This is a genomic window from Brevibacillus fluminis, assembly GCF_052072235.1.
GTDB lineage: Bacteria > Bacillota > Bacilli > Brevibacillales > Brevibacillaceae > Brevibacillus_D > Brevibacillus_D fluminis_A.
In genome coordinates this window covers 691,161-705,329 of record NZ_CM125436.1, presented here as the reverse complement: position 1 = coordinate 705,329, position 14,169 = coordinate 691,161, and the positions used below count along the sequence as shown (strand labels likewise).

The 14,169-nt window shown below is 53.3% G+C and carries 4 protein-coding genes; all 4 read right to left on the bottom strand.

Going from position 1 to position 14,169, the window contains the following annotated elements; translation table 11 throughout:
• Positions 1-127 precede the first annotated feature (127 nt).
• The 4 genes from ACTID9_RS03735 to tnpA all read right to left on the bottom strand — a co-directional run bounded on the left by ACTID9_RS03735 (position 128) and on the right by tnpA (position 14,155).
• Positions 128-7,423 carry an S-layer homology domain-containing protein gene (locus ACTID9_RS03735; RefSeq protein ID WP_441069887.1) on the bottom strand — a complete coding sequence of 2,432 codons (7,296 nt, stop codon included), beginning with the start codon at positions 7,421-7,423 and terminating at the stop codon, positions 128-130.
• 354 nt (positions 7,424-7,777) lie between these two features.
• Entirely contained in the window at positions 7,778-12,427 is a 4,650-nt protein-coding gene (locus ACTID9_RS03730) for an Ig-like domain-containing protein (protein WP_441069886.1), read from the bottom strand.
• A 269-nt stretch (positions 12,428-12,696) separates the two neighbouring features.
• Entirely contained in the window at positions 12,697-13,752 is a 1,056-nt protein-coding gene (locus ACTID9_RS03725) for an RNA-guided endonuclease InsQ/TnpB family protein (RefSeq protein ID WP_441069885.1), read from the bottom strand.
• A gap of 4 nt (positions 13,753-13,756) precedes the next feature.
• The gene (gene tnpA, locus ACTID9_RS03720; protein WP_441069884.1) at positions 13,757-14,155 is read right to left on the bottom strand and encodes an IS200/IS605 family transposase; all 399 of its coding nucleotides are present in this window, start codon (positions 14,153-14,155) and stop codon (positions 13,757-13,759) included.
• Positions 14,156-14,169 lie beyond the last annotated feature (14 nt).

Genomic DNA, 14,169 nt, shown 5'->3' with positions numbered 1-14,169 from the left:
ACTGCGAGAATGAGGCGGCGAATCCGCGGTTGCTGAAATCGACCTGCAAAACAGCTAGCCAGAAAAAAAGACTACGCCCTGAAGCTGAACGCTTCAAAGCGTAATCTTTTTCCAATTTTTGAACCAGTTACATCAGCCCCGACTTCTTCAGCAAGCCCCTTGCGATCGCGACAACTTCCGCACGTGTAATAGAGGCCGTTGGTTCCAGCCGTTCTCCGCCTCTGCCCTGCACGATTCCCGCTCCCACGCTCGCTTCAATGCCTTCATACGCCCACGCTGCAATATCCGCATGATCCTTGAATGCCGCAAGCGGCTGTCCGGTTGCAGGCACGCTGTCTGCAAGCCCTGTGATCCGCATCGCTTTGGCGATAATTGTCATGGCTTCCTGTCGCGTGATTTTGTTCATCGGTCGGAAGGTTCCGTCCTCGTATCCTTCAATCAAGCGGTACGCATAGGCAGTCTGAATTGCACCAGTGTACCATTTGTCCGGGGCAACGTCTCGAAATGTCTGGTCGCCTGTCTTTTGCACGCGAAGCCCCAGCGCCTTGACCATGATGGAAGCAAATTCCGCGCGCGTGATGGCGCGATCCGGCGCAAACATCCCGTTACCGACCCCATCTGCAACCAGCCGCGCTCCCATGTCATTGATCGACTCTTTGCCCCAATGACTGGTTACATCGGCAAACTCCCACGGGTGGCTGATCAAGGAATACGTGCTGTTTGTCAAACTATTGATGACAGCATAGTACCGATCATCCATCTTCGTTATTTTGGTCGGTACATGCCGCACGGTTTTGTCCGCTTCCGTCACGATGGCTGTAGTGATTTTGTTCGGGTCAATGTCGTCAGGCAAAGCGATGCTCCGTTCGACATACGCAGTGAAATCCGTTATCTCAACCGATTTGCCTTGATATATGCCAGTTACCGTAAACGAAATGGAAGAACCGATGATGCTGAAACCACCTGCCTCCGCTGCCTTCGCTGCCACTTTGGCAGCTGCCGCATCTGCGCGGGCGATTTCGATTCGAATGATCATGTCCTTCAGTACGATCCCTTGACCAAGCTTGGATGCAAGGCTGCGGATATCCAGCTGCGCAGACGGTATTTTATAAGCGGCAAATGCGGTTCGGAGTTCCAGCGTAGCGTTTTGCTGATCCATCTTCTGAATCATTTCACCGTTCAGTTCTCCGATCACGACGTCCGATTTATCGTTCAACAATATGGTGACGACTGCATTCCTTCCTTCGGCAGCAAGCCTCGCCTCCAATTTTTGTTGATCGACGCTAATCGTGGTGACCAAGCGGCCGTCAACAGTCACAACCGTTGCCGTTCCGGCGCTTTCCGCCTTCCCATTGACATAAACATCGATCCCCTTGCTCGTTCCAGAACCCGACGATGCCCCTGAACCACCGTGGCCGGAGCCGCCGGACGATCCGCCCGATGATGCTGCACGCTTGATCGTCACCGCGTAATGCTTCACCGTCGTCCCATCCTGCGCCGTTACTTTGATATAGGCAACGGTTGCTCCACCGGCTTTCAATGGAATGGTCGCTCCGCCGGTGATTTCGGAGGCAAAGCCGCTGTCGCTGTACAGCTTGTATGTCGCCTCGGCAGCTACCGCAATGTCGCCACGTCCAAGCTCCGCTTTGCTGTTCGCCACGTTTACCGACCATGTGATCGCCGTATTTGCCGTGCTGCCATTGCCGCCAGCAGGCGCCCGATCCGTCTGGCCCGCCACGCTGGTCAGGCTCGCATCGTTGCTCACTGACGCTGCACGCTTGATCGTCACCGCGTAATGCTTCACCGTCGTTCCATCCTGCGCCGTTACTTTGATATAGGCAACGGTTGCTCCACCGGCTTTCAATGGAATGGTCGCTCCGCCGGTGATTTCGGAGGCAAAACCGCTGTCGCTGTACAGCTTGTACGTCGCCTCGGCAGCTACCTCGATGTCGCCACGTCCAAGCTCCGCTTTGCTGTTCGCTACGTTTACCGACCATGTGATCGCCGTATTTGCCGTGCTGCCATTGCCGCCAGCAGGCGTCCGATCCGTCTGGCCCGCCACGCTGGTCAGACTCGCATCGTTGCTCACTGATGCTGCGCGCTTGATCGTCACCGCGTAATGCTTCACCGTCGTCCCATCCTGTGCCGTTACTTTGATATAAGCAACGGTTGCTCCGCCCGCTATCAATGGAATGGTCGCGCCGCCGGTGATTTCGGAGACAAAGCCGCTGTCGCTGTACAGCTTGTACGTCGCCTCGGCAGCTACCGCAATGTCGCTACGTCCAAGCTCCGCTTTGCTGTTCGCCACGTTTACCGACCATGTGATCGCCGTATTTGCCGTGCTGCCATTGCCGCCAGCAGGCGACTGATCCGTCTGGCCCGCCACGCTGGTTAACGCGGCATCATCGCTCAACACAAGCTCCAACGGCAAAATGACTGAAGCTGCATCATCCAGGGTGACCGCCTTGCTTTGACTCCGATAACCGCTGGCCGAGATGGTCTGATCGCCTTCGGGCAGCCACAAATACGCTTTCCCGTCAGCTTTGGTCGGAGCGTTATAGGTATAGCTTCCACCCAATCGCCCTGCCACCTGTGCCTTGATGACGGTAGTCGCTGCCGGATCGGTGATCGCCGTTATCTTATAGAGATCATCGCCGCCGGATTTATTCCGGATTGAACGGGGGTTTCCTGTCCCCTCCATCAGGATTTGCCCAACATTTCCAGTAGCGATCAGGACGTCCTTGGCCAAAATGGAAGCTCTTTGCACAGCTGCTCCCTGGCCGCCGCGAATATAGACGTTTCCTGCGCTGTTTTCGATCGCAACTGTTTTTCCGCTGCCAGAACCGAACGCACGCAAGCCGACACCGCCTACGCCCGTTTTGCCGTTTCCGCCAAGCGAAGTGACATTTGCGCCTTCCTTGATCGTAATGTCCCCTTCATACGTGAATATCCCGTGCGCTCCATTGGTTTGCCCGTTGCCTCCTGTTGCAAGCACCGTACCCCCACTGATCTGAATCCCGTTTCCGTTCGAGTAAATCGCAGAACCGCCTGCGGCTCCAGCGCTCATCCCTTCACCGCCGGTCGCCTGGACAAGCGCATCTTTTATCGTGACAGCCTGTCCGTTAAAAATCGCAATACCGCCACCGGATGTGCCCTTGCCTCCTGCTGCCGTTACCGAGGCACCATCCTTGAACGAAAGGCTGCCGCTCGGTGAGTAAATGCCGTGCGCGTTCGCTTTTCCGTTCCCGCCGCTCGCAGTCACAGAAGCGCCGGTCACGTTGAGATCATTGGTAATAAAAAGGCCAATGCCTCCATCTTCAGCGCTGGCGCCACCTCTCGCCATGATCGATGCACTCGCTCCGCTCACATCGAGGGCAGGTGAAAAGATGCCGTCTCCCCCTTTCGCATTGACGCTTGTACCGCCCTGCGCCGTGACCGTACCGCCATTGACCGCAATGCTTGTATCCGCCAAAATCCCTCTGCCACCTTCAAATGCATAACCGTTGGGATTGTCTGCAAGCGCATCGCCGCCAGTGGCGGTTACATGCCCGCCGTCGATCGTCAACACGCCGGCCGGTTGCGGGTAGCCCCACCCCCGCAGATTGATTCCGTACCCACCGCGTTCCGTCACAATCGCGGGAGAAAAAGGCAGCCCGGTTCTGTCACCGGTCGTTTTACCTCCGATCACTTCCACCACACCGCTCTTTACCTGCATGTTTCCCCAATCCAGCAAAATCCCGCTACCGGCTGAAACCGTCCGCGAATCTCCGCCGAACGCCTTTACATTGCCCTCTACAATCAGCTTTGCGCCCGGCTGTGTCAATCCGGTCGCATCGGATATCAGGTGAATTCCGCTGCCGCTGGCCATCCCGGCGGACAGAGCCTCTCGCCCTACTGCGACAAGCGTCCCCGTCCCCTTGATTGTAAGCTGGTGATTGGATGTGGAACGGACCCCGTCAAATCCTTTGACCATGTTGGTTCCCGTCACGTGCAGGACAACAGGTTTCACACTTTTGTCCTTGGTGAAGTTGATGCCGTGATAGTTGTCACCGACTGGTGCCACAATATTGAGATTTTCAATTTTTAGCGTGATCGGGTTGTCCGCCTCGACATATACCTTCTCATAGGTTTTGTCCAGCTTTCCCTTGATCGTAACTGTCGCATGTTCCGGTGCCGTCACATGAATCCGAATTGGACCCGAAGGAGAATCGTCCGTCGTGATCGCCAACACATCGCCATCATTGGCAAGCGTTGCGTCCTGCCAAGGATACGGATTGCCATTGATGGTATAGGCTTGCGTCGTGTTGTCTGCCACGTATGCAATGTAGCCGCCGTTCAGATCAAAGTTGTTTGGCGTATAAATACCTGCCAGCTTGACTGTAAGCTCCGGGGCATCCTCGTCATCCTCGGTGTCGATAAACAAGGTCGTCTCGTTTCCTGTTACCGACACTTCAACAGAACGCGCGGCTACCGTTACCCCGTCTCCGCTCGTCACGGTCCCGCCGGTAAAGTCTACGACCGGATGGCTGTCGGTATAGCCATTGATTACTTGATTGCCAGTCGTATCTGTCACATAAACAGGGGACGTGCCGATCTGACCATTAACCGATCCGTTCACAAAGCCGATCACATTGATTCGATCGCCGACCCCAAAACCGGTGATGGTGTCGACCCCATTTCCGGTCTGCCTGTATCCGATCGTCTCTGCACCGTTTGTCAGATTGATGATGTCGTCGGTGGCATCCGTCCAAATATCGATCTGGTTTTCGCTCAGCATGTTGCCGTCGATTGTCGATACAGAGCCGGTCTTGATGCCCTGTTCCAAGATCGCGGTGCCCATGCCCGTGACTGTATTGTTTTTGACCAGTACGTCTTTGCTGTAATTGATGCCGATACCGTTGTTCGAATAGCCGCCATCATTCGAGAGATCGCTGCTGTGCCATGGTAGCAAAGACAGGCCAGGCCCGGAAATGGTATTGCCTTCAATTTGAACACCATCACCGGCTTCATACAGCAAAATTCCCGTCGGCCCGTACAGCCCCAGGTTCAGATACGATCCTGGCTGTCCAGGTTCGGGAATCACAAGCCCGATGTCCAAGATCCGATTATTTTTGATCAGGCCGGTCGTACCGCGACGGTCGCCGTTCGCGCCGCCAGCTGCTGTCCGGTCAGAGGAAGCGATCTGGATACCATTTCCCGTGCTGTACAACGTTTGACCGTAGCCCTGAATCACATTGTCCTGAACATCGACTTCAAGAGTCGGTCCCCAAAACAGCATGGCGGACTTTTGAAACTTGCTAACCGTTGCGTTCGTTACCGTTACTTTGTGATTCCCTGCCCCAAGCCTGCTCTCCGCAAAAATGCTGCTGTTATGGTTATAGCCTGATGGCTGGTCCACCGGCAAATAATCCGGCGGAAGCGGATTGCTGTCCAACTCCCGAATGCCCGTCACTTTCACATGATCCACAGTCGCTGATGTGTCGAAAATGCTGATGCCGTCAAAAACATAAAGATCGATCGTACCCGGAATGCTATCATAGGCGTCAATATGTCCCTGATCACGGCCGTTTACCGTCAAATCCTTGATCACAACCTCGCCCGCACCAGTCGTTTTGACCCCGATCACAGCATAGACATCCTGGTTCTTCAGGTTTTTCCAGCTACCACCGCTCTGCACCAAATCATTGGCATCAGGGGACTCGATGATTGTTTGGGCAGCACCGGCACCTTGCAGCGTGATGTTTTTGGTAATGGTCAATTGCTCCCTGAACGTTCCTGCCTCCACCGTAACGGTATCTCCGTCGACCGCCGCATCAATCGCAGCCTGAATCGTCGCATAATCGGTTGTCACGCCGTTGTGGTTCAGATGTGCGGCAATCACAGCAGAAACAGCACGGCTCACGGTGACTTTATAGTGCAAAGGCGCGCCGGTTGCAGGCGACACTTTGATGAACAAATCAACGCTTCCGTTCTCCGGCAAAAGGATGCTTGCCGACTCTTCCACAGTAAAGCTGCTATCGGTTCCATAAAACGCAACCGCAGCGGTCGGGTCGCTCGGCACCATATCGACGCCCGCAATTTCCGTTATGGCATAAGGCACTTGAATGGCCGCCTTCTTGGGGTCCGCACTGGTTCCCGCCTCGGCTCCTGCCGTCACCGTTTTGCCTTTGATGCTGGCAAGCCCTGCTCCCCCCTCTGTTGTGATGCTACCCGTGTACTCCACCTTTACAGCGAGCCGGGTCACCTTGATCGGGTTCCCGCTGCATGCATCATTGTCATACCATTCGATCAGCCGATACCGGTCTGCAGGATCAACCAAAATGCGGGAGCCGTCGCTCTTTTGCTCCGATGCGATCTGACTGTATACAGGCACGGCGTAAATCGTCTTCCAGTAATCATTGTCGTTGGCCGCTTTTCCAGAAGCGACCGTCTCCTGGAAGTTGGGATTGCTGTCAATCAGCGAATCTTCACCCACCTGAACCATTTGACCGTTTGTTCGCAACGTTTTGACCGCTTTGGCCCCCGATGGGGCTTTTACAAACAAGCCGATGAGCCGGGTGACCGTCCCGTTATCCGGATGGCCATTATTCGTATCGATCGCTTCATATGTGGTACCAGCGTATAGCGTGGCATTTTCAGCATAGGTGCTGTTCTCGATGGTAACGATACCTGAGCCTGTTAAATCTCTGTCAAACGTGGGGAACAGATTCGGCTCATTGGCCAAATCAAGATCACCACCTGATGCAAGCGCCCCAAAAAAGCTGTCATTGGTATAGGTCGTATACCCGGTCTTCTCGATCATCAAAGAATAATCGTGATAAAAATCCATGCCGCGAACCGATAGCGTATATGCCCCGTTGTCATACGACACGCTGTCTACGGTAACAGTCGATCCAGGCGCCGTCTCATCAGCGATGGTAAACGCGCTCTCGTCCAGGCCAATGTCATCCATCGTGATTTCGATTGCGGATGGGCTCGGCACCGGATTGGTATCAAAAGCTGTCACCTTCACGCTGGCTACATCCATCGGTATTTCCGCCTCGTGTGCCTTGTACACCGCGACTGTCACTGGGGAACCGATGATTGTGTAGCCGCCCGGTGCGGAAACGGTCACATCAACGTCTCCCTCTGTCGCGACAGAATCAAGCGCGATGCTCCAGTTTTTGCCCGAACCGCTCAACACCCCTTTTACAACCGCTCCCGTTACGTCAGCGATCGCAATATCGTCATCCGTCAAACCTGTGATATCCGCATCAAACGTCAGATCAATCTTGGTCGAGGTTGTCGTGCCCGACGTGCCATCTGCGGTTGCCGACAGCAGAACCACAGCCGCAGGATCGGCCCACGCCGCCGGCATAAGCCCCATCACCAGCGCAAACACAAGCAAAACTGCAACCATTGCTTTCCCTTTACGATGCAACACCCTATCTCCCCCTTAAAAACCCCCATTAAAACGGTTTCCTTTTTCACGAATACAAAAAAATAAGATTTCCAACATTCCGATAACGATTCCCACAAACAATTTGAATATCGCAAGAAGGACAAAATTCTACTAAAATCGGTTTTTTGTCTAATGGTGCCATGCTAGGTCACCGTTGATTTCGTGAAATTTCGCCATTCTTTTACAAAAATCCCCCTTTCCCCAAGCAGTATATCGATTCACGCTAAACATTTTCTGAACATGCATGTAGAACATATGCACAAACACTCTATTTCCCTTCAACGCAAAACAAAAAAGCCCGCACCCTCTACCGAGGATGACGGGCCAAACACAAAACTACCATGTTCCCTCATCAATGTCTTCTTTCCAAATCTCCACTGAATCAGTCCCATTTTCTTTACGAAAACGATGGCTTCTCGATGCTTCCTCGATCTGGTTATAGGCCCAGTGGGAGATCGATACGTCCGGCCATTTCGGAGCAGGCAAGCCGGTGAGCGGGCCGAAGCCCATCATCCGGTTGATCGTCGTCACCGTCTCGGCGCGGGTGATCGGATGGTCCGGCCCAAAGCTGTTGTCCGGATAACCGATCATATACTTTTCGCGCGTAACGATCTCGATTTCATCCTTCGCCCAATGGTTCGCACTGTCCGCATATTTCGCAGATGCGTCATGCCCCACCTTCAGCTTCATGAACCGCGTCAGCACAACCGCCATCTCCGCGCGCGTCATCGGCTGATTCGGATAAAAGTTCCCATCCGCATAACCCGTCATGAGCGATTCTTTTTTCATCAGCTCGATATAGGCGTATGCCCAATGAGTTGGGGCAACGTCATGGTAGGACACTTCATCGAAGGACGGCTTCGTCTGCTGTGTCAGGCGGGCGAGCATCGCCGCCATTTCCGCTCTCGTCACCGTTCGTTCCGGTTTAAACGTTCCGTCTGGATACCCCATGATGTAATGATAGTGGTCACCTTCAACCGTGTTCGCGAATTCCGTATGATCTTCTTTTCCGCGTTTACTGCCGGAGCTGCCCTGCTCCGCTTCTTTTTCCATTGAAAAATCATACTCCACAATGGTTTGCCCTACATGAATGATCCCGTTTTTCACATAGCTGCTTTCACCCGGCTTGGCGGCGACGTTTCTGCCTTCCTCTCTGCTGTCATACGTCTGGTAGCCTGATTTCTCAGCAGTCAGATAATAGTCGCCTTCTCCGTAGACCATCCATGCATAGCGGCCGCCGCTGTCCGTCGACTGCGGGTTGGCGTTGGATTCCGGCGGGAACTTGTCGAGAGCTGGCAAGGACACAAGCTCTCCTGGAACCCGGCCTTTTTGCTTGTTCAACGCTGTATCCGCCCAGTGAAGCTTGACCGTTGCGCCCTTGATCACTTTTCCAGTGTCTGCATCGGTCACGGCCCCGAACGGGTCGATCAGTTCAAGGTGGACGGCCATCATGCCATCGTCATTGACAGAAAGAATCGCGCGGTTCCCTGCCAGGATTTCGCCATTCGGCAAACGGAAGGAAAGCAATACTTCATATTGTTTGTTCCGTTCCGGGTTGGCAATCTCGAACAGCCCTGTCGGCGAAATCGTGATTGCCGCACTCCCGCCGTCATCATTGAGCAGTGAAGCCTCCAACGCAAGCGAATCGCCTGTCGATGTTTTTAACTGGTCAGGTCTCACCGGCTTATTGGTTGTCCGGTCCAAGACGAGGAGCTGGCCGGTAATTTTATTGGTTGGCGTGAACTGCTCCCCGGCACCGCCCAGTCCCCCGATTTGTGCCGATTGCGTAGTGGTAATCGACACGGTTGCATTGCCGATTTTTCGTTCTGTCGAGATCAGGATCGTATACGTATAGTTGCCGCGCGGTACAGCGATTCGATAGAGGCCGTTCTCATCCGTTTGCACCGATGCTTCGAAATCGATGACCCCATCTCGGTCAAAATCTTCGCTGATGCGCACACGCGCGCCGGCGATCGGCTGTTTCGTGATTTCATCAACGACAATCCCCGTCAATTCAGCCGGCAAAAAGCGGATCGCGATTTGATCGGTCGCCGACAGATGCTTCTCTTCATCGGTAGCTGTGGCCGTCACGTGGATCAGCTGCGGATCAATCCCCTCAAGCAACGGGGACGTCAAGGTAATCACCGCGTGCCCATTCTTGTCTGTGACAGCCTTGTCAGGCGCCAACGTTCCGGCTTCCGCCGTAAAGGAAACCGGCACTCTCGCGACAGGCTTCCCTTCTGTTGTTTGAAGCGTCGCCGTCAGCTGGCTTGTCGTCACTCCGTCTCCCAAGATGTCTTTTGGGGCAGCGGTGAGATGAAGCACCCACTGCTCCTGCTCCCCGACCACCAGGATAGTGATGGTAGAGACCGCCGTTCCTCCCTTGCCATCGCTTACTTTCACCTGGAAGGAATCCGTGCCGGTGAGATCGCGATCCGGGCTGTACGTCCAGCTGCCATCACGGCTGACGGAAGCCTCCCCGTGTTCCGGTTCTCTCTTGAGCGAATAGGCGAGCGTGTCACCATCCGCATCGGACGCTTCAACTACCCCATCAACCTCTTCGTTTATCGCGGTTTTTTTGGTGTAGTCCGGGACTGTCGGTTCATGATTCACAGGCGCAGGCGGGGTGTCCGGCGCCGTCACTTCAATGGTAATGCGGGAGGTTACCTTTCCGCCTTTGCCGTCGCTTACCTCGATGGCAAAGGAATCTGTTCCGGTGAAGTCTGTGTTTGGCGTGTATGTCCAGCTGCCAGCTGGATTGAGCGTTACCGTTCCGTTGCTGGCATCCGTTTTTACGCTGTACGTCAGGGTGTCTTCATCTGCATCCGACGCTGTTACCGTGCCGGACACCGGTGTGTTTTTCGTGGTGGTTTTGCTGTCATTTCCCACTGTCGGCGCTTGGTTTTCCGGCGCGTTGATCGTGATGGTGATCGTTGAAGTCACTGTGCCACCTTTACCGTCGCTTACTTCTACCGTAAAGGTATCCGGTCCCACATAATCGGCGTTCGGCGTATACGTCCAGCTGCCGTCGGCTGGGTTCACCGTTACCGTTCCGTTGCTGGCATCCGTCTTCACGCTGTACGTCAGTGCATCGCCATCCGCGTCCGACGCTGTTACCGTGCCGGACACCGGTGTGTTTTTCGTGGTGGTTTTGCTGTCATTTCCCACTGTCGGCGCTTGGTTTTCCGGCCCGTTGATCGTGATGGTGATCGTTGAAGTCACTGTGCCACCTTTGCCGTCGCTTACTTCTACCGTAAAGGTATCCGGTCCTACATAATCCGGGGTTGGTGTATACGTCCAGCTGCCGTCGGCTGGGTTCACTGTTACCGTTCCGTTGCTGGCATCCGTTTTTACGCTGTACGTCAGGGTGTCTTCATCCGCGTCCGACGCTGTTACCGTGCCGGACACCGGTGTGTTTTTCGTGGTGGTTTTGCTGTCATTTCCCACTGTCGGCGCTTGGTTTTCCGGCCCGTTGATCGTGATGGTGATCGTTGAAGTGGCTGTGCCACCTTTGCCGTCGCTTACTTCTACCGTAAAGGTATCCAGTCCCACATAATTGGCGTTCGGCGTATACGTCCAGCTGCCGTCGGCTGGGTTCACCGTTACCGTTCCGTGATCGGCATTCGTCTTCACGCTGTACGTCAGGGTGTCCCCGTCCGCATCCGACGCTGTTACCGTGCCGGACACTGGTGTGTTTTTCGCGGTGGTTTTGCTGTCAGTTCCCACTGTCGGCGCTTGGTTTTCCGGCCCGTTGATCGTGATGGTGATCGTTGAAGTAGTTGTGCCACCTTTGCCGTCGCTTACTTCTACCGTAAAGGTATCCGGTCCCACATAATCGGCGTTCGGCGTATACGTCCAGCTGCCATTGTCCGGGTTCACCGTTACCGTTCCGTTGCTGGCATCCGTTTTTACGCTGTACGTCAGGGTGTCTTCATCTGCATCCGTCCCGACAACCGCACCAGATGCCTGGGTATTTTTCAGGATCGTTTTGCTGTCATTTCCCACTGTCGGCGCTTGGTTTTCCGGCCCGTTGATCGTGATGGTGATCGTTGAAGTGGCTGTGCCACCTTTGCCGTCGCTTACTTCTACCGTAAAGGTATCCGGTCCTACATAATCCGGGTTTGGTGTATACATCCAGCTGCCATTGTCCGGGTTCACCGTTACCGTTCCGTTGCTGGCATCCGTTTTTACGCTGTACGTCAAGGTGTCTTCATCCGCATCCGACGCTGTTACCGTGCCGGACACTGGTGTGTTTTTCGTGGTGGTTTTGCTGTCATTTCCCACTGTCGGCGCTTGGTTTTCTGGCGCGTTGACTGTGATGGTGATCGTTGAAGTAGTTGTGCCACCTTTGCCGTCGCTTACTTCTACCGTAAAGCTATCCGGTCCCACATAATTGGCGTTCGGCGTATACGTCCAGCTGCCGTCGACTGGGTTCACCGTTACCGTTCCGTTGCTGGCATCCGTTTTTACGCTGTACGTCAGTGCATCGCCATCCGCGTCCGACGCCGTTACCGCGCCAGACACCGGTGTGTTTTTGGTCGTGTCTTTCGACGCATCCACCGTCTGCGGAGGCTGGTTCGGCGAAAACCCGACGGCATCGGCTGTTGCCGTCCCGTTTTTCAAGACAGTCACGTTTTGCGTAACGTTCCCCGTCGTCATATGCATAGAAGCGATCGGGCTGCTCGCGATGTCTACCTTTACGCTAGCGCTGCCTGTTTCCACGGTGGCGGTATACGTACCATCCGTTCCCGTCTGCACAGTTTGCTTATGTTGGGCCGCGTCTTCAATCTCGATGCCGACGCCGGAGATGCCCGGTTCACCGGAATCTTTCATACCGTTTCGATTGGTATCTTGAAAGACCTGGCCCGTCACTTGTCCCTGTCCGACGATAATCAGGTTGTTTGTGACTGTTTCTCCGGGAAAATACGTCCACGTATCTATTCCCCGATCGTTGCCATACAGGCCCGAAAATTTATGTGCGCCCACGCTGCTGTCCACGCCTTCCATTGCATTTCGAGGACTCGGGGCCACCATTGATCCCGTAGGGTCAAGCTGGATTGAACGTCCCGTGGGCGTTCCTTCTTTCACTGTATAATTTTCGTCGTTTTGAGACTCCCACGGCTAAAGCCGCAAGCTGACACTTCGGTATCAGTGGGATTCTTGGGTGGTAGTCGGAAGTGCATTTCTGCTATCCGTAGTTCCCCCAAGTTTAGGGCTGTCTCATCAGCCCGTCCTAAGACAGTGCATCTAGCATCCTAGGCTGACAGACTGTTACCATCTGCCACAGGTTGACGCATGATATTGATAGCTCCAACCCGATCACGATGAGTTTTGAATCCGCATGAACATTCGTACCTTCTGTCTTTCGCTTTGTTCTTCTCTCTACAGGCAGGACAAGATTGAGAAGTGTAGGCAGGATTGACCTTCACAACCTGTATATCAGAAAGATTTGCTTTGTAGGAGATGAACTGCTGAAGCTGATAGAATGTCCAACTATGCAGATTCCTTGCGTTTTTACGGCTTGTTCTTGCCGTTTTGCGAATATTCTCCAGTCGCTCAAGCTTGATGATTGACACACCTTCCTGAATGGCTGTATTGACAATTTGACGACTAATCTTATGGTTTTGATCTTTCATCCAACGTTGTTCTTTGTTGCCCAGTTTGCGAATGGCAGACAACTTTTTGAGTTTCCCTACTTTACGTCTACGTTGTTGGTACTTTCTTCGTATGTACTTGTTAAGTCTGCCGTTTCCGAAGAATCGGGTTTTACCTGTAGAAGTGACAGCAACAGCAGGAACTTTCAAACCAAGATCAATACCCATGATGGTTTCGTTGGTTGTTACGCTTGTAGGCACTTCTACCGAAATTTGAGCGTACCATTTCCCTGCCTTTTCAATGATACGCATCAATCCGGATTTTCCTTTGCGTAACCATTCCCTATCTCGGCTCGTCATCGTCGCACAAAACGTTGTTTTCTTCGCCTTTCCATCTGCAACGATCGGGAAGGCAACTGTATTTTCGGATACCGTGTAGTTTTGATTGTTGACGAAATAGACAGGTTTTTTCAGAATGGGGCGAGTACCCAACTTCTTGATTTTTCGGTATACACTCTTGGCATCACGAATGGCTTGATTACAGACGGCAGAGGGGAGTTGGGATTCTACATCTTTGGTTGTCACTTTCGGAAACACGCCAAGTTGTTCCGCCTGTTCACTCAGTTGGTTCACTACCCGAATATACTCTTTTCCTAATTGGCGAAGAACATCTGGATGATCAGGGAAAATTCGGATTTTGACAGTTAAAGATTGCATGAGTTCACCCCCTTTTCTTTTGTTCTTCGACATAGCGTTTTATTGTTTCGCTTGATACGTTTCCTGCTGTACTTACGAAAAAAGAGCGTGTCCACAGACTCGGCAAATGAGCAAGATGCTCAAATTCTTGCCTCAATATTCGAGATGACACTCCTTTCACTTTTGCCATTATGTCTGATGGAGAATCAGTGGGAAGACAGTTCAGGAACAGATGGACATGATCCGGCATGACTTCCATTGCTACAAGATGCCAGTCATTCTCTTGACATATCATCTCAAGTAGTTGCTTGAATCGAATTTCCACCTGTGTCACTAACACTTTTCTTCGATAACGAGGGCAAAAAACAAAATGATAGTTGATGAGAGATACTGTGGTAGCTGTACGTCTATATTCTTGTCCCATATGACGATTGTATC

What these genes read in the sequence shown, in the direction of transcription:
- ACTID9_RS03725 (WP_441069885.1), bottom strand. Translation starts at nt 13,752, where the DNA reads ATGCAATCTTTAACTGTCAAAATCCGAATTTTCCCTGATCATCCAGAT.
- tnpA (WP_441069884.1), bottom strand. Translation starts at nt 14,155, where the DNA reads ATGGGACAAGAATATAGACGTACAGCTACCACAGTATCTCTCATCAAC.